The sequence below is a fragment of the Oceanobacillus sp. FSL K6-2867 genome (genome assembly GCF_037963145.1).
Taxonomy (GTDB): Bacteria; Bacillota; Bacilli; order Bacillales; family Amphibacillaceae; genus Oceanobacillus.
This window is the reverse complement of sequence record NZ_CP150144.1, coordinates 2,275,417-2,294,816: the sequence shown is the minus strand read 5'-3', so window position 1 is coordinate 2,294,816 and position 19,400 is coordinate 2,275,417. Positions and strand designations below refer to the sequence as shown.

General features: G+C 39.1%; 18 protein-coding genes. 10 read left to right on the top strand and 8 right to left on the bottom strand.

Annotated elements, in window-relative coordinates; translation table 11 throughout:
* Positions 1 to 283 precede the first annotated feature (283 nt).
* Positions 284 to 1,417: a 5-methyltetrahydropteroyltriglutamate--homocysteine S-methyltransferase gene (locus tag NSQ77_RS11310; protein ID WP_339226082.1), complete on the bottom strand. Its 1,134-nt coding sequence runs from the start codon at positions 1,415 to 1,417 to the stop codon at positions 284 to 286.
* Between the two features lie 99 nt (positions 1,418 to 1,516).
* The gene (locus tag NSQ77_RS11305; RefSeq protein WP_339226080.1) at positions 1,517 to 2,440 is read right to left on the bottom strand and encodes a LysR family transcriptional regulator; all 924 of its coding nucleotides are present in this window, start codon (positions 2,438 to 2,440) and stop codon (positions 1,517 to 1,519) included.
* A 131-nt stretch (positions 2,441 to 2,571) separates the two neighbouring features.
* Between NSQ77_RS11305 and cax the strand changes: the two genes are divergently transcribed.
* Positions 2,572 to 3,645: a calcium/proton exchanger gene (gene cax / locus NSQ77_RS11300; RefSeq protein WP_339226079.1), complete on the top strand. Its 1,074-nt coding sequence runs from the start codon at positions 2,572 to 2,574 to the stop codon at positions 3,643 to 3,645.
* A 62-nt stretch (positions 3,646 to 3,707) separates the two neighbouring features.
* Here cax and NSQ77_RS11295 read toward each other — a convergent pair whose 3' ends face one another.
* From NSQ77_RS11295 to NSQ77_RS11285, 3 genes are read right to left on the bottom strand one after another with little or no spacing between them, the layout of a single operon-like run.
* Positions 3,708 to 4,208: a sigma factor gene (locus NSQ77_RS11295; RefSeq protein ID WP_339226078.1), complete on the bottom strand. Its 501-nt coding sequence runs from the start codon at positions 4,206 to 4,208 to the stop codon at positions 3,708 to 3,710.
* 25 nt (positions 4,209 to 4,233) lie between these two features.
* On the bottom strand, positions 4,234 to 5,997 hold the full coding sequence (locus NSQ77_RS11290) for a HAMP domain-containing sensor histidine kinase (protein WP_339226077.1): 1,764 nt from the start codon (positions 5,995 to 5,997) through the stop codon (positions 4,234 to 4,236).
* A complete protein-coding gene (locus NSQ77_RS11285; RefSeq protein WP_339226076.1) occupies positions 5,994 to 6,713 on the bottom strand; it encodes a response regulator transcription factor in 720 nt (239 codons plus the stop codon). Before NSQ77_RS11285 ends, NSQ77_RS11290 begins: the two co-directional genes overlap by 4 nt.
* Positions 6,714 to 6,866: 153 nt before the next feature.
* Here NSQ77_RS11285 and NSQ77_RS11280 point away from each other — a divergent pair, with 153 nt between their 5' ends.
* The 6 genes from NSQ77_RS11280 to NSQ77_RS11255 all read left to right on the top strand — a co-directional run bounded on the left by NSQ77_RS11280 (position 6,867) and on the right by NSQ77_RS11255 (position 14,444).
* Complete coding sequence (locus NSQ77_RS11280) at positions 6,867 to 8,045, top strand: DUF418 domain-containing protein (RefSeq protein WP_339226075.1); 1,179 nt, start codon at positions 6,867 to 6,869, stop codon at positions 8,043 to 8,045.
* Positions 8,046 to 8,401: 356 nt separating this feature from the next.
* A complete protein-coding gene (locus NSQ77_RS11275) occupies positions 8,402 to 9,406 on the top strand; it encodes a TRAP transporter substrate-binding protein (RefSeq protein WP_339226074.1) in 1,005 nt (334 codons plus the stop codon).
* Positions 9,399 to 9,884, top strand: a complete 486-nt coding sequence (locus NSQ77_RS11270) for a TRAP transporter small permease (RefSeq protein WP_339226073.1) — start codon at positions 9,399 to 9,401, stop codon at positions 9,882 to 9,884. The genes NSQ77_RS11275 and NSQ77_RS11270 overlap by 8 nt, the downstream gene beginning before the upstream one ends.
* Positions 9,884 to 11,179, top strand: coding sequence for a TRAP transporter large permease (locus NSQ77_RS11265; RefSeq protein ID WP_339226072.1), 1,296 nt, complete (start codon positions 9,884 to 9,886; stop codon positions 11,177 to 11,179). Before NSQ77_RS11270 ends, NSQ77_RS11265 begins: the two co-directional genes overlap by 1 nt.
* A gap of 528 nt (positions 11,180 to 11,707) precedes the next feature.
* Positions 11,708 to 12,118, top strand: coding sequence for a GNAT family N-acetyltransferase (locus tag NSQ77_RS11260; protein ID WP_339226071.1), 411 nt, complete (start codon positions 11,708 to 11,710; stop codon positions 12,116 to 12,118).
* 292 nt (positions 12,119 to 12,410) lie between these two features.
* Positions 12,411 to 14,444 (top strand): catalase, encoded by a 2,034-nt coding sequence (locus NSQ77_RS11255; protein ID WP_339226070.1) that lies wholly within the window; start codon positions 12,411 to 12,413, stop codon positions 14,442 to 14,444.
* Between the two features lie 127 nt (positions 14,445 to 14,571).
* Here the strand turns inward: NSQ77_RS11255 and NSQ77_RS11250 are convergent, their stop codons facing one another.
* Positions 14,572 to 15,222, bottom strand: a complete 651-nt coding sequence (locus tag NSQ77_RS11250; protein WP_339226069.1) for a YdeI/OmpD-associated family protein — start codon at positions 15,220 to 15,222, stop codon at positions 14,572 to 14,574.
* Between the two features lie 147 nt (positions 15,223 to 15,369).
* On the opposite strand from NSQ77_RS11250, the gene NSQ77_RS11245 reads away from it, so the two are divergent.
* The 3 genes from NSQ77_RS11245 to NSQ77_RS11235 all read left to right on the top strand — a co-directional run bounded on the left by NSQ77_RS11245 (position 15,370) and on the right by NSQ77_RS11235 (position 17,616).
* Positions 15,370 to 16,578, top strand: a complete 1,209-nt coding sequence (locus tag NSQ77_RS11245) for a sialidase (protein ID WP_339226067.1) — start codon at positions 15,370 to 15,372, stop codon at positions 16,576 to 16,578.
* Between the two features lie 149 nt (positions 16,579 to 16,727).
* Positions 16,728 to 17,099, top strand: coding sequence for a VOC family protein (locus tag NSQ77_RS11240; protein WP_339226066.1), 372 nt, complete (start codon positions 16,728 to 16,730; stop codon positions 17,097 to 17,099).
* A gap of 193 nt (positions 17,100 to 17,292) precedes the next feature.
* Positions 17,293 to 17,616, top strand: coding sequence for a nucleoside triphosphate pyrophosphohydrolase (locus NSQ77_RS11235; protein ID WP_339226065.1), 324 nt, complete (start codon positions 17,293 to 17,295; stop codon positions 17,614 to 17,616).
* A 115-nt stretch (positions 17,617 to 17,731) separates the two neighbouring features.
* Here NSQ77_RS11235 and NSQ77_RS11230 read toward each other — a convergent pair whose 3' ends face one another.
* Together NSQ77_RS11230 and NSQ77_RS11225 are read right to left on the bottom strand one after the other, a co-directional pair.
* Positions 17,732 to 18,127 carry a VOC family protein gene (locus tag NSQ77_RS11230; protein WP_339226064.1) on the bottom strand — a complete coding sequence of 132 codons (396 nt, stop codon included), beginning with the start codon at positions 18,125 to 18,127 and terminating at the stop codon, positions 17,732 to 17,734.
* A 329-nt stretch (positions 18,128 to 18,456) separates the two neighbouring features.
* The gene (locus tag NSQ77_RS11225) at positions 18,457 to 18,999 is read right to left on the bottom strand and encodes a GNAT family protein (RefSeq protein WP_339226063.1); all 543 of its coding nucleotides are present in this window, start codon (positions 18,997 to 18,999) and stop codon (positions 18,457 to 18,459) included.
* Positions 19,000 to 19,400 lie beyond the last annotated feature (401 nt).

The following is a 19,400-nucleotide window of genomic DNA, read 5'->3' as shown; positions in this document are numbered from 1 at the left end:
GATGATCTATTAGATTAGTAATCATCGGCTTTTTCCATTTTAAATTTCATATTATATGATGTTCTATTAAAATGCACAAGCTGTAAAAGGGCTGCTTAACTTTATAGTTCAGCAGCTTTTTTTATTTAAATTTATGTGATTATCACAAGTGAAGATGCCTTTACTGTGGTTAATACTACATGACAACAGCATTTACCATCTTTGCCTATTTATCCAGATTATTTTACACTATAAGCACGCCATCAAAGTTACACTTCTATGGCGTGCCCTTTACGTACTTACCTCAATTCCAAACCTCGTCCGCAACCTCTTTTATTAAACGAAGCTTCTCCCATTGCTGTTCTTCCGTTAGAATGTTTCCTTCCTCTGTTGATGCAAATCCACACTGCGGACTGATGCATAAGCGATCCAAATCCACATATTGCGCCGCTTCTTTAATGCGGGTTTTAATTGTTTCTTTATCTTCTAGTTCACCTGTTTTGGATGAGAACAGCCCTAAAACAACAGATTTTTCCTCTCCTACATGCGATAGAGGAGCAAAGTCTCCAGCACGATCCGTATCATACTCCAAGTAATAGGCTGATACGTTTTCTTTCTCAAATAAAATGTTTGCAATCGGATCGTAGCCACCGGAAGAGGCCCAAGTAGAATGATAGTTTCCACGGCAAACATGGGTTGTTACTGTCAAATCCTCTGGTGCATTTTCAATCGATAAATTATTGACGCTCAAGTAAAGCTCTCCAATTCCCTCAACTGTTTCCGTATCCTGGCGTGCATTCCAATAATTTGGATCAACAATCATTCCCCAAGTACAGTCATCTAATTGCAAGCTTCTGCACCCCGCGGCATACAGGTCCTGAATTACCGTTTGATACGCCTTTGCAATATCCTTAACGAGCACATTTATATCTGTATAAAATTCCTCTGTTGCGGAGATATTTTCAGGCCGCTGCAGCTCTGCTAAAAATTGGGCCGGCGCTGGCAGTGTTTGCCTTGCAATGACACCTTCTTCTGCATATTGCTGAATAAAAGTAAAATGATCCACAAATGGATGGTTTTCTCCGCTGATTCTTCCTGTTAGACGAGCTGTTTCCGGTCGAGTTTCTTCGTCATGAAAAACATAGCCCTTCCCAACCGTTTCTTTGCTTACTCCATTTAATCCCCACATGAAATCCAGATGCCACCAGGAACGGCGAAACTCCCCATCTGTTATCACTTGAAGCCCAACATCTTTTTGCTTCCCGATTAGATCGATTATGCACTCATCTTCCACCCGTTTTAGTTCATCCGCTGAAATGTCCCCCACAGCAAAAGAAGCACGTGCTTCCTTTAACTTTTCAGGACGTAAAAAGCTGCCTACATTATCAAATCGAAATGGGCTAGCAGATCTTTTTCCCGCTTTAAGTTCAACACCCATGAAAACCTCTCCCTTTTATTTGCTTTATTTAAAGTAAGTGTAGCACGGGAAATGTTTATAGGGTAACACTTAAAATCTTTCGCTTTCCATAGTTTTAAACTATATCTTATGCTGGCGTAATCCCTCCTCAATGGATTCTTTTAAATAGTCAATATAGATCCGCGCAAGCCTGCTGTTCCCTACATTTTTATGTGTAATATAGCCAACATGGATACGTTCATTTACCTGTAAGGGGACAGCGATTATCTCTTTGCTGTTTAGCTTATGACTGATAACTCCAGTCGAAATCGTATAGCCGTTTAAACCAATTAAAAGGTTAAATAATGTTGCCCGATCACTCACCTTAATATTTTTGGGACGAGAGAGTGTGCTCAGTATCTCCTCTGAAAAGTAAAAGGAGTTATAGTCACCTTGCTCATAGGAAAGAGATGGATAAGGATCTAATTCAGCTAATGTCACATAATCTCTTTTCGCCAATGGATTGCTTGAGCTAATAAAAACATGTGGCTTTGCTACAAATAGCTCATGGAAAGCCAAATCACCTTCCCTTAAAAACTTAGAAATCACCTTTTTATTAAACGCATTAAGATACAGCACACCAATTTCACTGCGAAGATTTTTCACATCCGCAATAATTTCGTAGGTCCTTGTCTCCCTTAACGTAAACTCATATTCCTCTCGATCATAATCCCGCAGCAACCTAACGAAGGCACTGACTGCAAATGCATAATGCTGAGCGGATACGGAAAAATGCTGTTGTTTCGGCTGGGCGTCTGCATAGCGATTTTCAAGTAATTCTGCCTGTTCAACGACCTGTCTCGCATAGCTTAAAAACTCCGTCCCATCCTGTGTAATCAGAATTCCTTTATTCGTACGAGAAAAAATCGTAATCCCCATTTCCTTTTCAAGCTCTTTAATTGCATTCGAAAGACTTGGCTGACTTATAAACAAATTCTGTGCTGCATGGCTAATCGAACGGCTCCTTGCAACTTCAATCACATATTTTAATTGTTGTAATGTCATGCACATCCCTGTTCCTTCTATAAGTTATTATTCAGAATTATACACTACTTCTAGTTCGTTTTACCCGAATAGCTTTTTTCAGAAATAATTTCCAATAAATACGGGTAATCTATAATTATGTAGGTAAAGGAATGGAGGTACCCATCATGAATAAGTTATTTGCGATTTTCGTTCTCCTTGGACTGCCGCTCTCTATCATAGGCTCGATTTTTCATTGGTCTGCCATCATGATGTTTATTATTTATTGTTTAACAATTGTTGCCTTAGCTGGCTTTATCGGCCGTGCTACTGAAAGTTTAGCAATTGTTTTAGGGCCAAGAGCCGGCGGCCTGTTAAATGCAACTTTTGGGAACGCCGTTGAACTTATTATTTCTATTTTTGCGTTAAAAGCCGGACTAATTGGAATTGTACTCGCTTCGTTAACAGGTTCTGTATTGGGTAACCTACTGCTTGTCGGGGGACTTTCCTTTTTTGTTGGCGGGCTAAAATATAAACGACAATCCTTTAATATCTATGAAGCGCGCCACAATGCAGGACTGCTGATTTTTGCGGTTATTGTTGCATTTGTTATTCCTGAAGTGTTTACAAATACGATGAATAAGCAAGACACGATGGTTTTAAGTGTTGGGATTTCCATTATTTTAATCGTCTTGTATTTAGCGGCACTATTATTTAAATTTGTTACACATCGCGGGGTTTACCAAGTGGATGAAATACAGCATGAGGCCGTGCACGAAGAAGAACCGGAATGGGGGAAAACAAAAGCAATTGTAATTCTTGCACTGTCAACAGTTGCTGTTGCCTATGTCTCGGAACATCTAGTAGCCACATTTGATATCGTTGGGGCAACATTTGGCTGGTCTGAATTATTTATTGGAATCATTATTGTTGCGATTGTTGGAAATGCTGCAGAGCATGCCTCAGCAATCATCATGGCATATAAAAATAAAATGGATGTCGCAGTTGAAATTGCCGTTGGTTCCACCTTGCAAGTTGCCATGTTTGTCCTGCCAATTCTTGTTTTGCTATCACTTTTCTTTCCGACACCTATGCCGCTTGTTTTCACATGGCCGGAATTAACCAGCATGGTGACAGCTGTATTATTAATGATTACACTGTCCAATGATGGTGATTCAAATTGGTTCGATGGACTTGCTTTATTGGCGGCATATGTGATTATGGGGATTGGGTTTTACTTTATTTAAGGAAGAAAAGCCGGTATCCTTGCAGCATAAGGATACTGGCTAAACTTATTTCCTATAAAAGCTCATCCACTGCGAAAGAACACATTCCCTTTTTCAGCTAATACCTTACTCAGCTTCTCTCTTGCCTGATAAATAAATTCGTGCACTTCAGAATTAGTAGTATGAAGAACGTCACTAATCTCCTTATCAGATAAGTAATACCAGCAATCTAGAATGATAGCTAGGCGTTTGTTCAAAGGAATGTTTAGCAGCAAGGGGAGAATGCCTTTTGCTGATTGTGCATCACACACCTCGAAGTCTTCCTTTAAGCTTTGTTGTGCAAGGCTTACAATTGCTTGATACAGCCATATTGAAAATTTTTTACCGGACTTAAAATAGTCCTCTATATGGGAATAAGCATATACAAATGTCTCACGAGCCAGTTCTTCTGCTTCTTTCTCATTCCCCATCATAAGGACACAGATGTTATATACCGATTGCTGGTAATGCTCAACGAGCTTTTGAAAGGCTTTTATATTTCCCTTTCTAACACGCTTGATGACATGCTTTCCAATCTCATTCACTCTTCTCCCCTCGCTTTCCTAGTCGCTATGAAACATTCTTCTTGGAGTCCTCTGCCTCTGAAAACAGTACTGTTACAGTTGTTCCTCTATTTTCTTCGGATTCCACAAGTATGGTACCTTGATGCAGCTTAGCAATTTGCAAGGCAATGCTCATGCCAAGACCAGTTCCTTCCATACTCTCCTCTGTATTCGTTCCACGGTAATACCGACTAAATAAATTTTCTTTCGTTTCTTCATCCATACCAATGCCATTATCGATCACCCTGATTTTGAGATCTTGATTATTTGCTGCTTCCTCCACCTGAATAACGACAGACGTTTCTGGCGGATTATGCTTGATCGCATTATAAATCAGATTATCAATCATTCGCTCAAACAGTCGTTCGTTTATCTGTACAACGCGATTCGAATCTAACAGTTCAAATGAAATAGCATAATCCTGGAATGTAATATCGTTCATAAACTTTTTCATGACTCTTTTCAAAAACGAATTAACCTCTACAGTTTGAAGCGAAACAAGAGCAGCATTATTCTTCAATTGGAAGCTAAGGGTAAAGTCTTCAATCAGCTTCACCATATAATCACTTTTTTCGTAGATTGTTTTTCCAATATCCTTCAGCTCTTGCTGAGACCACTCGTATTCCCCACTTTCCAATAACCTTCCATATCCTTCCATCGTTGTAAGCGGGGTACGCAGATCATGAGAAATTCCTGTCATCCATTCCTCTCTCGTCTTCTCCAATTGCTCTCTTTCTTTTTTCGAAGCATCCAGCTTCTGCGCCATCTCATAAAAGGCATAGAAAACCTCTCGATACAATCTGTAACGCCACTTGATTTTTCCACTTTTCCGAAAGATTTGCTTCTTCTCCCGCTCTGTTAAAACCTCATCATATTTGCCATTTCCCATTCTGCCTAGCCAATTTGCAAAGACCAATAATGGGTTCCCATATCTGAAGCCATTCCAAATTGAAATCGTAATTGTGATAAGCAGTACAATTGCTGCCGTAATAAGCAGACCAATCAATGTTGCTTGGTAGGTTTTTAAATTGATTTCTCCTTTATGCACATTTGGTGTATAAAGCACCCATAAATCACCTGTTTCAGCATCACGATACGTCTGTTGCTTGGTTGAATACATATCTGGGGATATACCTCGTTTAAAAGCATCTAATGGCAACTCTTCTTCATGTTCTGCTTCCCCAAGGGACATCTTCTGTTCCCCATCACTTCCATAAATCTCGAGCGTTCCTCCAATTTCTAGTAACTTTTCATTTACCGCAGCAACGTCCTGATTCGCGATTATTCCATTCTCGTTATGTGCCTTAACAAGTTCATCCAGTAAGATGCCTGATTCAGGCTTATGACCTAAGATAAACAAATAATCGGTTTCATAGTATGTTTCTAAGTAAAAAGTGAGCTCATACCCCTTGTAAGACTCGTTTTCCTTCATGAGCAATAAATCTTGCATACTATAATGTTCCGGAAAATCACTTGGTACATTCCCAGCCTCCATTACATCACCTTGCACATTAATAATTTGCACCCAGATATCTTCGCCCAGTCCTTCACTCCAGTCTTCCCGCATCTTTAATTCTCGAAATGAGTCGCCAGCATCCAGCATGGATATCTCTTCAAGCTTTGTATAATAATAATTATGTCTTGCTTGATCCTCTGTCATCAGCCCAATGCCAAGTACTAATGTAGTCGCAACAACAATTACCATCAAAATCGCGATCGAAATAAATTGAATGGAAAAGTGCATAAACAAACGTCTTCTAAGCTTTTTCATTTGTCATGTTCCTTCACTAGTTTGTATCCTAACCCGCGAACTGTCGTCAAATAGGCTGGTTTACTCGGATTCTCTTCAATTCGCTCTCTGATTCTTCTAATATGTACGGATACCGTATTTTCATCGACATAGTGGTCAAATCCCCATACTGCATCGAGTAGTGCTGCTTTTGAAAAAACCCGGTTTGGATGCTTGCAAAGGTAAAGCAGTAACAAATATACCTGGGTCGGACAGGATACGACCTTTCCATTTACAATCAACTCACCCGCATGTTCATCCAAAACAAAGCGTCCAAAATCATATCGTTTGGTTGGTTTTGTACTTTGTTCAGATTTTGGATGGGATTCAGTTCTTCTAAGATGTGCCTTGATTCTTGCTGCGACCTCTAATGGATTAAAGGGCTTTGTTACATAATCATCTCCACCTGTCGCAAAACCGGTAAGAACATCGAGGTCAGAAATCCTCGCCGTCAAAAAGAGAATATATGCATTCGTAAGCTCTCTCAGTTTCGGACTTAAATCAAAACCACTTCCATCGGGAAGCATGACGTCTAAAATAATAATATCGATTGGAAGTGCTGCAACACATGCTAGTGCTTCTTCCCCTGTAAAAGCTGTATATATATGTTCAAATCCTTCTTTTCTTAACATTAACTCCAACATTTTTACGATGGCTTTTTCATCATCAACAATTAAAATATGTGTCCCATTTCCCATATTTCCCACCTCACCGTCATTCTACCACGGAAAGATTACGATTAGTTGAACAATATGAAAGAACACGTTATAAATTGTTAAGATTCTGTTCATTCACGGGAAATTTAAGGTTGATACCTTAGATATACAACTGAACAGAGAGGGAGAACATGTATGAAACGAAGAGTAAGTACAATTGATGGCTTAAGAGGTTTTAGTTTACTCGGAATTCTAATTGCAAATATGCTGATTTTCCAATATGGGATATTTGGCAAGGATAATCCGGAGCATTTTCAACTATCTCCACTAGATACCGTTGCTTATGTTTGGACAAAAATTTTTGTAGAAGCTAGTTTTCTGCCTGTTTTCATGTTTTTATTTGGCTATTCATTAGTTAAGTTAAAAGAAAAGCTGGAAAGAAATCAATTAAACGTAAAAAGACATCTCGTAAGAAGATTTCTCCTGTTTTTTGTATTTGGACTTCTCCATTCGATTTTCATTTGGGAAGGAGATATTCTGCTGGCGTATAGTTTAATCGGGTTTTTAATGATACTTTTTATAAACAGGAAGAGGAAAACCCTGCTTGTTTGGGCAATTATCTTGTTTGCCTTAACCTCTCTCATGGGGTTCGGCGAGGTCGAACAAACGGAAAAAGACATACAACTGATGGAATCCTATATCCAGGGGGAAACGGAGGCTTATTCAAGCGATCGTTACGCCGATGCACTCGCATTTCGCCAAAGCGGAGAATTGCCTTTTGATTTACCAGAATTCTTTTATGTGCTGATGCTTGTATTCACTCCACTTTTAATTGCGCCACTAACGTTACTTGGTATGTACGCAGCAAAGCGCAATTGGTTTACGAATCCAAAACAGGAGAGGAAATGGTATATTCGAGGTGCGCTCGGATTTGGCATAACCGGATTATTACTCAAAAGCTTCCACTATTTAATACCTAATCCGACTTGGACAGAAGGTGCTTACAGTATTGGGGCCATCCTCCTAGCCCTCGGATATATTTTCGGATTTGCCACCTTATATACAAGAGAAACCGGTAAACTCATGTCAACCTTTGAAAAAGTCGGCCGATTGTCCCTCACAAATTATTTAACACAAAGCTTTATCTGTACAGCTGTTTTTTATGGATATGGACTAGGACTCTATAGCAAGCTGGGAGTTTTCCTAGGCATTCTGTTAGCATTGGTTATTTTCGCTGCCCAAATGGTATGCAGCCAACTTTACTTAAAGTTCTTTAAAATGGGACCGTTTGAAAACATAATGCGAATTGGCAGTTATTTTTCTTGGAAGGGGCAGATCAGGCAGAAAAGAGAGAAGGGCAAAAGCATAGCCTAAGAAATTGAATTAAATGGTTGTAAAAGGCTTGGGCTACCCAAGTCTTTTTTGTTTTCTAATCAACACGGTTAAAAGGAAGCCTACGATAGATACCTTCTGTTACGTTAGAAAATATGCATCATTATTTTCTAACGTAACACGGTTGAATTATTTCTAATATGCAAGTATTATGGTTATATAGTTTGTTTACCAATCAAACTATTAGCGAATTAATCTCACATATTGGATTTTCAATCCACAAGATGTAAGCGCTAAATCACAAATGTGACCGCTTTCGTTAACTCAACGAATAGAAGCGCGAATAAACACCGACCATTAGAGAACACATCACATGAAAAATTCAGGGAGGGTATATGGTGAAGAAATCTGTCATTACGTTATTTACAGTATTGGTATTGATTGTACTTGCAGGATGCCAAGGTGCTTCTGATCAATCTAAAGCTATTGAACTAAAACTAGCACATAACTTGCCACTGGATCACCCAGTTCACTTATCGTTAGTAGAATTCACGAGACTTGTGGAGGAAAAATCCGATGAGGAAATAAAGGTGAAAATTTATCCGAACGGTCAATTAGGTAGTGACCGCGAAGTAACCGAATTAACACAAACGGGTGCGGTTGATTTAGCAAAAGTAAGTGCAAGTCAATTAGAGGGATTTGAATCCGACTACTCTATTTTTAGCCTTCCATATGCTTTTGAAGATTACGAAACGTACGAGAAAGTCATGAACAATGAGAAAGTAACAGATAAATTGTATAACCAAACGGAAGACATAGGGTTTATCGCGTTAACTTATTATAACGCAGGGCAAAGACATCTTTATACAAAGGATAGGGAAGTACATGATGTATCCGACATGAAGGGACTCAAAGTACGGGTGCAACCTAGTCAAACGAGTGTTCAAATGATAAATGCTTTTGGCGGGATACCAACAGCGATGGATTATGGTGAGGTGTATACAGCTATACAATCTGGTGTGATCGACGCTGCTGAAAACAATGAAACCGCATTAGTAGGAAATAATCATGGTGAGGTTGCGAAATATTTTATGTATACAGGCCATCAAATTGTACCTGATATGGTTATCATGAATGCAAATAGCTTTAATAAATTATCAGACAACCATCAACAAATAATTAGAGAAGCTGCTCAGGAATCCACGTCTTTCCATGAAGGTGTATGGGCTGAAACGATTCAAGAGCAAACCGATATCGCCAAAAATGAATTAGGAGTTAATTTTATTGAATTGGATAAGACTCCATTCATCGAGGCTGTGCAACCGCTTCACGAGCAATATTCTAAGGATGAAAAGACAAAGGACATTTACCAATTAATACAGGAGGCGAAACAAGATGAATAAAGCAAAAAAATGGGTCGATAAGCTCTTACTTAGCCTCTCCTCTATATTAATCATTGCCATGGTCGTTCTTTCCATTTGGCAAGTGATAGCAAGGTATGTACTAAGCATTCCTTCGCCAGGAACCGAAGAAATAACGAGATTTCTGCTGATCTGGTTTGGACTAATAGCTGCAGCTTATGTCTTTGGAGCTAAAAAACATATTGCTATTCTCTTCTTTCGAGAAAAGTTTGCTGCTAAAACGCAAATTTCTATCGAAAGAATAACTGATATCCTTGTTATCTTGGTTGCATCTGTCCTTATGGTTTACGGCGGAATTAGGGTTGTCATGCTTACCGCTGCTCAAACGGCACCAGCAACTGAGATTTCTATGGCATATGTTTACATGTCTCTGCCATTAAGCGGCCTATTTATCATTTTTTACACGATTCATAGTATGGTAACTAATAAAATCAAGGAGAATCAGGAGGTGGGATTATAATGATGGCGATTGCAGGTATGATTCTTTTTATAAGTTTTATTCTTTTATTATTAGTTGGAGCTCCTATCGCAATTGCGATTATACTAAGTTCTGTCATCACTTTTTTCACTGTGCTGCCATTTGACGTCGCATTGATGACATCTGCTCAGAGAATGATTACTGGAATTGACAATTTTACAATGCTGGCAATCCCTCTATTTGTATTAGCTGGGATTATTATGAATAACGGTGGGATTGCGTTTCGTCTCGTGAATTTTGCTAAAGTATTAGTAGGTAAGTTGCCTGGATCTTTAGCACATACGAATGCTGTTGGGAATATGCTATTCGGCTCCATCGCAGGTTCTAGCGTGGCGGCCGCAGCGGCAATGGGACGGATTATGGGGCCAATGCAAGAAAAGCAAGGATACAAGAAGACATACTCAGCAGCTGTTAATATCGCGTCAGCTCCAACAGGATTGATTATTCCCCCAAGCTCTGTCGTAATTGTTTATTCACTTGTCAGTGGCGGAACTTCAGTTGCTGCATTATTTATGGCTGGGTACATCCCTGGTATTCTATGGGGAATAGCAGTTATGATTGTTGCCTATTTCATGGCAAAAAAAGAAAACTACCCTGTTTCTACATTACCTAGCATTAAAGATATTTTATATATTATTGGTAGCGCTATCCCTAGTCTCTTTTTAATTGTCATTGTAATTGGTGGTATCGTTGCCGGAATATTCACCGCTACAGAAGGCGCAGCAGTTGCCGTTCTGTATTCCGCGATACTAGCAATTATTTATAAGGGGCTAAAATGGAGGGATATCCCAGCTATACTAAAGGAAACCATTGAAATAACGGGGATGATTCTTTTCCTTATTACGTCATCTGCTTTATTCTCACTCGTCATGTCGTATTTAGGCTTACCAGAGGCTATTAGTAACGCATTATTATCCATAACAGAAAATCAAATTGGGATTCTCTTAATTATGATTCTGATTTTGCTTTTAGTAGGGACCTTTATGGATATTACGCCAGCAGTACTAATCTTTACTCCTATCTTTTTACCGGTGGCAGAAACGTTCGGAATGGATCCTGTTCATTTTGGCATGATTCTATGTTTCGCCCTTTGTATCGGTAATATGACACCACCTGTTGGCAGTGCCTTATTTGTTGGGGCGTCTGTAGCGAACGTAAGAATTGAACAAGTGATTGGAACATTAATTCCATACTTTGTGGCTGTCATTATCGTATTGTTACTTGTAACCTTTATTCCGCAGCTTTCCCTGTTCTTGCCAAATCTGTTTAATTTATAGCAGGGTCAGTTGGTATAGATTGTTCCAAGGTGTAATATATGAAGGGGCAGGGTTCTTTACCTGTCCCCATTTCTTGTTCATGAATACCCTCCCTATATATCCCCTTCTATACTGGCAAACTTCTATAATTATCTTACCTTTAACCTAAAGTTTTGTAATTTAAATGAGAAGGAATGCAATAATTAATGAATTTACAGTGATTTACCATGCCTCAAAGTTGTACCTGGTTAAGTTCCAGATGCGAAGCGACGTGTTAAGCGAAAGTCTCCGGGTAAAAATATTAAACTAACAAAGGAGTGCTCACATGCCAACATACAACAAACTAGTGCGTGATCGAATCCCAAGTCTTTTTTGGTTTACAAGATTATTATGGAAAAAGACTCACTATATTTACTTGAAGAAACTCTGGAAGACCAAAACGAATAATGGAAGGAATTCATTTAAGCTAACTCCTGCAATAATGCCATAAGCATGTGTCATAATAGAGTTCAGTTTCAGCAACCTAAGTGATGACGGAGGAAAAATAACATGAATAACGATTTTACTATTGTTTATGAACCACCCACCCCAAATGAATACAACAATTTGCGATTAGAAGGAGGCTTAAGTGGGAAGTCACTTGAAGCAGCAACAGTTGGTTTAAAAAATTCGCTTTTTACAGTGTGCATTTATGATGAAAAAACTTTAATTGGTATGGGACGTATAATCGGTGATGGCGGGGCCTTTTTTCAGATTGTCGATATCGTCGTAAAACCAAGTTATCAAGGGCGTGGATTAGGCAAAAAAGTTATGAAGGAACTAATAAACTACTTGGATAAAAATACTTACCCCGGTTCCTATGTCAGTTTAATAGCTGACGACCCAGCGAATAAGCTTTATGAACAATTCGGATTTTCATATAGCTTTCCTCAATCACACGGAATGTATAGAATGTATTAGATTTACCGAGGGTTATTGACAAAATCGGTTAGAAACCAATAGTAAAAAATGGACTTAGAGGACAACGCCTTTTCCAAAAGGAAGGGGCTGTACCAGGATAGCAAGCATTAGATACATCATATAAATCGGCACTTCTCGAGTAAGAGTTATCATTCTTGTCATCATGCATATGCTATCAAACTTTATTCCAGAGCTGCATATATTTTTAGGTTTGTAATCTCTTATTAACCCCATTCTGTTCATGGATAATTTTCGTTTTCCATTCATATCAATGAATGGGGAGGTATGTGAAATGACAGATGAACGGAAAGATAATAAAAAAGATGAGCAGCTTGAGTTTTTCCGAGTGAATGACAAAGGGAAGTATATGACAACAAATCAAGGTTTGAAAGTTTCCGAGGATGAACTTTCTTTAACTGCCGGTGTACGCGGGCCAACTTTAATGGAGGATTTTCATTTTCGGGAAAAAATGACGCATTTTGATAATGAACGAATACCAGAGCGGGTCGTTCATGCCAGAGGCTTTGCTGCTCACGGTGAGTTTGAGCTTTACGAAGACATGTCGCGCTATACAAGAGCGAAAATTTTTACGGATACATCTAAAAAAACACCTGTATTTGTCCGATTCTCCACTGTGAATGGGGCAAGGGGCACAGGGGACACGGCAAGGGATGCCCGTGGATTTGCAACGAAGTTTTACACGGAAGAAGGAAATTATGACCTTGTAGCCAATAATATTCCAGTCTTCTTTATTCAGGATGGAATAAAATTTCCAGATGTTGTCCATTCATTTAAACCAGAACCAAACAATGACATCCCTCAAGCAGCTACAGCTCATGACAACTTTTGGGACTTTGTTGCCAATAATCCAGAAAATGCTCATATGGTGATGTGGATTATGTCTGACCGAGCGATTCCAAGAAGTTTTCGAATGATGGATGGATTCGGTGTGAATACATTTCGTTTTGTAAATGCTTCAGGGGAGGCATTCTTTGTTAAATTTCATTGGAGGGCAAAACTTGGTGCGCATTCCTTAGTCTGGGAGGAAGCCCAAAAGCTGATGGGAGTTGACCCTGATTTTCATCGCAATGATTTATGGAATGCGATTGAACGAGGGGATTACCCAGAGTTTGAATTAGGTGTGCAAATTGTAAATGAAGCAGATGAATTTAAGTTTGATTTTGATTTATTAGACGCAACAAAGCTAATTCCCGAGGAAGAAGTTCCTGTAAAGTTTATTGGAAAGATGACATTAACGAAGAACGTTGACAATTTCTTTGCTGAGACTGAGCAAGTAGCGTTTCATCCTGGGAATGTTGTTCCTGGAATAGATTTCACGAATGATCCATTACTCCAAGCAAGATTATTCTCCTATATCGACACGCAATTAATACGCTTAGGTGGACCAAACTTTCATGAAATACCAATCAATCGTTCAATTTGTCCCTTCCACAATAACCAGCGTGAAGGCTATCATAGAATGACGATCAATGTTGGCCAAGTGAACTATCATCGTAATTCCTTAGCAGGAAACACACCAACTCCTGCCCCACCTGAAGAGGGTGGTTATCAGCATTATGAAGAAAAGGTTGATGGCCGGAAGATAAGAGCAAGAAGTAAAAGTTTCACCGATTTCTTTTCTCAAGCAACTATGTTTTGGAATAGTATGAGTGAACCCGAGAAGAGACATATAATCGATGCATTTAGTTTCGAACTGGGAAAAGTAAAAAGTAAATCGGTACGCCAGCAAAATGTGGACTTATTTGCAAATGTTAACCTTGAACTGGCCAGAACGATAGCTAGAAATGTTGGGGTTTCTCCACCTGCCAGCGGAGGTTCGACAGTAACAAAGTCTTCCCCAGCATTGAGCCAATTAAATACGCCTATGTCTGCCAAAACTCGTAAAGTGGCGGTAATTTTATCGGAAGGGTTTAATGGTCCTCTAGTAAAATCCGTACTTGACTACTGGGAAGCGGAAGGTCTCGTTCCGGAAATCATCAGTGAGGATCAAGGAATCGTTCAAGGTACAAATGGAGTCCAGTTAGAAGCAGCACAAAATGTTTATACCGCTGATTCGGTATTGTATGATGCGGTCTATATGGTGCGAGGAAGCAGTGATGATATGAGATTTAACCAAAAAGCTGCAAATTTCCTTGATGAGGCTTATCGTCACAAAAAGACTATTGGGGCTACTGGTCAAGGCGTACAATGGCTGCAAGTCAATAATTTCATCAATAAACCTGGTGTTATTACTGATGGAAGTGCCCCTGATTTTGCAAAGCGTTTTGTGGAAGCTGTCCGCCAGCATCGTCACTGGGATAGGTAGTTTTCAATGATGAGCATTTCAACGCCCCCACTGGAAAAAAAACCAAATAGCTTAATATAATAGCGTGGTACTCACCATCATACAATGGTGAATGTACCACGCCTGTTTTGCTTAAGATTTTCTTATCCTACTTCTTTTTCAAACGAAATAGATCAATTGATTTATACCCTTGGGATAATATATCTACCATTTGTGCTTGGCGTTTATCCCGAGTTTTTTGTTGCTTCGCTGAAAAAATATAGCGAGCCCAGTCTTTTTGATAACCTGGTGTTAATTCTCTGTAAAACTGAAGTTCATTTGGATGATCCACTAAAATTTTCTCTATGTCTTTCACATTATCCTCATAGTCGGCTACACATTGACTTGCAGCAGCAGACTTTTTAGCGCTTTTTTTGTCTCGTTTTAACCCCACAACTGTAAATACATCATCCATACTTACCATCCGGGAAAATTTCAAATCGCTGTTTTCTACATATCCATCCTCGTCCACTTTCAAAGCAGGGAAGATTTCATCTCGATGGACAAAGGTTTCATATCGCTTATTGCCCTTTTTCGGATACGCAAAAAATAAGTAGCCTTTTTCCAGCAATTGCTCTTCTCTAATCATGCGTTGTGTTTGCTGCACCATTTCTTCAATCGTTTCGACAAAAACAAAAATCGCATCATGCTCTCCAGATAATGTCGTTTTGTACCCCTCAAATGTATCATAATCATTTGGTTCATGAATAACAGCCATGTTTTCGTATTTCCCTAAATTTAGCTTATTGATAATGGTCATGGAGACACCCTCTTTTTCTCTTAAGTTACCGTTATTTGAAGTATAGCACGCTCATATATATTTTTTATCAAATTCCCTAAAGTTAATTCTAACCGTTGGCAATTCCCTTTTCCATGCATATGCTAATGAAAAAGCGGAGGAATCAATATGTATAGCTACCCATATTATTATTGGATACCAGCACCAATGCCTTTGTACCATTATGGTCATTCTTATTTAGATATGCGCCAACAAGTAAATGCTCAGGAGATAATGCAACGACTGCGTTCCGAGCATGATGATTTATATTCCCAGCTGCAACAAGCAGGAATGAATAGACAGATTGCGGATTATGTTTTCTTTTTTATTGTTAATTATACACTTAACCAAGCAAATACGAACCAGTCAACTACTCAGGTTTATCAGCAATTTCACAGACAGGTTCCTTGGTTTTCCGTCTTGTTTACACAATTGAATATCCCGCGAAATGTGATGGATCGTGTGTTAACTCGAGTGTTTGAAATTGTATTGGAAATCATCCGTACTGGTGAACCGAGCCCTGAGCAAGGTTGGTCAGGTTGGGAGAGTTTAGGCGGTACATTGACATCGGCTCCTGCCGTTTCCTCTTGGCAGAGTAACCGCTTGGATGTTTTTGCTCGCGGAACAGATAACGCACTCTACCATATTTGGTGGGATGGAAGGAGATGGAGCAGCTGGGAAAGCCTTGGCGGTGTGTTAACATCTCCTCCCGGTGCCGTTTCCTGGGGACCAAATCGAATTGATGTATTTGTTCGCGGAACGGACAATGCCCTCTATCATAAATGGTGGGACGGGAGCAGATGGAATGACTGGGAAAGCCTTGGTGGCACGCTCACAAGCGGTCCCGCAGCATCTTCCCGCAGAACGAACCAGCTCGATGTCTTTGTTAGAGGCACCGGAAACCGGCTATACAAGAAAACATGGAACGGATCCCGCTGGGAAGAATGGGAAGATCTTGGCGGCACATTATCCTCGGAACCATCTGCTGTTTCCTGGGGACCAAATCGAATTGACGTTTTTGCTAGAGGACAAAATAACAACTTAATTCATAAATGGTGGAATGGAAGCACGTGGAGTAATTGGGAAAACCTTGGCGGAAACCTAACAAGCGCTCCTACCGTCTCTTCCAGACGTCCAAATCGGTTAGAAGTCTTTGCCAGAGGTGCGGGAAACCGACTTTACCGAAGAGAATGGAATGGTTCACGCTGGGGAGAATGGCAAAGCATTGGGGGGAACCTAACTTCAGCACCCGCTGCTGTTTCCTGGGGACCAAACCGTACCGATGTCTTTGCCAGAGGACAAAATCAAGACCTTATTCATATATGGCGAGGACAATAAAAAAGCTATGCCAGGTGATGCCCGGATTGCATCACCTGGCATTGTTATATCTTGATCTTCTGGAATCTTGTGCATGTGCAAGCAATCCATTATACTTAAATTGTCAAAAAGTTTTGTCTTATCGAGAAAGAACAATAAGGAGGGAAAGTATGAAACTAGGCGCATTTTCAGTAAGTTTAACAGTTAAAGACATTTATGTATCCAAATCCTTTTATGAAAACCTCGGTTTTGAAACTTTAGGTGGGGATATTAATCAAAATTGGCTTATTATGAAGAACGGGGACACCATAATTGGACTTTTCCAAGGTATGTTTGACAAAAATATCTTAACCTTTAACCCCGGTTGGGATCAAAACGCCCAAAACCTCGATTCATTTACAGATATTCGGGAGCTTCAAAAGCAGCTTAAAGAAAAAGGAATCAAATTGGCGAGTGAAGCGGACGAATCAAGTGAAGGACCTGCATATTTCACACTTGAAGATCCAGACGGGAATCAAATTCTTGTAGATCAACACCGATGAAGGCAAAGTAAATAATAACATCTACATAAAATATTCATTATATAGAGCCCCTTGTCCAATAGAGTTAATCTCGAATTGTACAGGAGGCTTTATGCTCGCTTGGCAGAAATAAAAACTTTATCATTAAAGTTTCGTAATCAGGGGTTACGGGAAAGTAACAATTAATGTATAAAATGAAAAAAGGAGTGCTCACATGACAACCTATAATAAACTAGTTCGTGATCGGATTCCTGAAATCATTAAAGACTCTGGCAAAGATTTAAAAACAGAAACACTCAATCATGATCGCTATATTCTAGAACTTAAGAAAAAGTTAAGTGAAGAAATGATAGAATATCAGAGCGCTTCAACGAAGAAAGAGCAGTTGGAGGAACTGGCAGATATTTTGGAGTTAATTCATTCCTTGCTCCATGTACATGGAGCTTCCTTTGAGGAATTGGAACAAATTCGAGCTGATAAAGCTGCCGAGCGCGGAAGTTTTGATGAAAAAACCTTTCTAATTGAGGTTGAAGACTAAGCTTAATTTCTTTCCGTTACAAGTGATAGATTATAGATACTGACAGTTAAATTTTAAAGAGCCTTTTGCCGAGTAGTAATATTTGGCAAAAGGCGGATTAGGATTATACAAAGTACTATTTTGCGTGTTCATCTGGCTGATGAATACCAAATATATTTCCTTCTGTATCATGATAGTAGCCTTGCCACGCCATACCAGGAAGTGCATGCTTTGGTTTTGCTACCTTGCCCTCATTACTGAGAATTTTCTTTTCCGTTTCATCATAATCTTCCACACCCATTGTGCAGGCAAAGGCATTCAAAGCTCGGTTCGTTTCTGGCGGTTCACTTTGTCGCTGCATCAATGCTCCATTAATACCGGGTTCCGTTTCATCTCCAGTGACCGCTCCAAAGTATGGCATTCCAGCATAGTCACTCCAATCTTGAAATGTCCAGCCAAACACCTCGCCATAAAACTTCTTAGCTCGTTCCATGTCACTCACATGAATTTCAAAATGAATTAATCTCCCCATAACAGCCTCCATTTTACGTATTTTTATTTCCTTCTATCAACCTGTACGACCTAACCTGCCAATAGACTTGGTATCTTTCATCATTATTATAATAAATGAAGGAAATTATTCAATTAAAATATAAAATATTGGGAATATTTTTATCGCGCATCTTAATCTTATGTACATAATTTACGTTGAGTGTGGGTGAACTTATTTTTTTATTACCCGCTTGAAACACATGGTTATAAGATTTTTGGAGCGTATTACGAGAAATAAATATAGGGGGCTTATTAATAAGCAAAAAAAAGTGGATTTGAGCCTTTTCAAATCCACTTTTTTATAATTAATTATACGTAAGATAAATCAGTCTTTAATAACGAATAAATACTGATGTCAACAAAGTTTCCTTTTGACTTTTCGTATTGTCTTAATGTCCCCTCAAATGTGAAGTTCAATTTTTGCAGTACGTGTATGGAATTTACGTTTTTTGGGTCTACCTTTGCTTCTATTCTATTGAGCTGTAAATTTCCAAAAGCAAGGTTTATCAATGCCCGGATTCCTTCCGGAGCATAACCCATCCTCCATTTGTTTTTAGTGATATCATATCCTATTTCCGCTCGGGCATTCTCAAAATCAATAGAATTGAAGCCGCACGTTCCAATAATTTCATTAGTATTTAAATCGACCATACTGTAACGTATTGCTTTGCTTGTCTGAGACAATTCATCAAGTAATTCAATCATTTCTTTTGCCTGTGATTCATTTATGAAGCGAGAGATGTTCATGAATTTTGTAACGTCTGGGTCAGACCAGATGTTAAATAAAGCTGGCGAATCGGACACTTTCATTTTACGTAAATGCAATCTTTTGGTGAACAGTTCTTTTTTCAATACTTTTACCTCCAAAAATTTAAATCAGCTGGATGAAAAAATATTGCCATCTGTGCATCATTCAGTCCCTTCAACAGTAGATAGCCTTATTATATCTATTTTTATACTAACACTGTAGTCCTTTCTAAGGATACGGGAATAAAATAACCCTCTCATCATTTCACCAAATATAATAATACCACCGATTATCACCGGTAACAGCTCACCAAATCCAACCACCCCAAACGGCAAATCAAAAACAATGTACCCCAGACAGTAAACATGAATAACGCAAATATAACCGATGTTACAGCCACTTCATTCTTTAGTTTTCCTATTTTTTTGCTGCTCTCGAAAAAATAGGAACAAGAAAGGGTGTGCGTAATACTAATAACACTTTTTTGCACATAAAAGGAAAATAG

Bases quoted from the DNA above. Each gene is read 5' to 3' on its own strand.
- NSQ77_RS11310 (WP_339226082.1), bottom strand. From the start codon at position 1,417: ATGGGTGTTGAACTTAAAGCGGGAAAAAGATCTGCTAGCCCATTTCGA.
- NSQ77_RS11305 (WP_339226080.1), bottom strand. From the start codon at position 2,440: ATGACATTACAACAATTAAAATATGTGATTGAAGTTGCAAGGAGCCGT.
- cax (WP_339226079.1), top strand. From the start codon at position 2,572: ATGGAGGTACCCATCATGAATAAGTTATTTGCGATTTTCGTTCTCCTT.
- NSQ77_RS11290 (WP_339226077.1), bottom strand. From the start codon at position 5,997: ATGAAAAAGCTTAGAAGACGTTTGTTTATGCACTTTTCCATTCAATTT.
- NSQ77_RS11285 (WP_339226076.1), bottom strand. From the start codon at position 6,713: ATGGGAAATGGGACACATATTTTAATTGTTGATGATGAAAAAGCCATC.
- NSQ77_RS11280 (WP_339226075.1), top strand. From the start codon at position 6,867: ATGAAACGAAGAGTAAGTACAATTGATGGCTTAAGAGGTTTTAGTTTA.
- NSQ77_RS11270 (WP_339226073.1), top strand. From the start codon at position 9,399: ATGAATAAAGCAAAAAAATGGGTCGATAAGCTCTTACTTAGCCTCTCC.
- NSQ77_RS11265 (WP_339226072.1), top strand. From the start codon at position 9,884: ATGATGGCGATTGCAGGTATGATTCTTTTTATAAGTTTTATTCTTTTA.
- NSQ77_RS11260 (WP_339226071.1), top strand. From the start codon at position 11,708: ATGAATAACGATTTTACTATTGTTTATGAACCACCCACCCCAAATGAA.
- NSQ77_RS11255 (WP_339226070.1), top strand. From the start codon at position 12,411: ATGACAGATGAACGGAAAGATAATAAAAAAGATGAGCAGCTTGAGTTT.
- NSQ77_RS11250 (WP_339226069.1), bottom strand. From the start codon at position 15,222: ATGACCATTATCAATAAGCTAAATTTAGGGAAATACGAAAACATGGCT.
- NSQ77_RS11245 (WP_339226067.1), top strand. From the start codon at position 15,370: ATGTATAGCTACCCATATTATTATTGGATACCAGCACCAATGCCTTTG.
- NSQ77_RS11240 (WP_339226066.1), top strand. From the start codon at position 16,728: ATGAAACTAGGCGCATTTTCAGTAAGTTTAACAGTTAAAGACATTTAT.
- NSQ77_RS11235 (WP_339226065.1), top strand. From the start codon at position 17,293: ATGACAACCTATAATAAACTAGTTCGTGATCGGATTCCTGAAATCATT.
- NSQ77_RS11230 (WP_339226064.1), bottom strand. From the start codon at position 18,127: ATGGGGAGATTAATTCATTTTGAAATTCATGTGAGTGACATGGAACGA.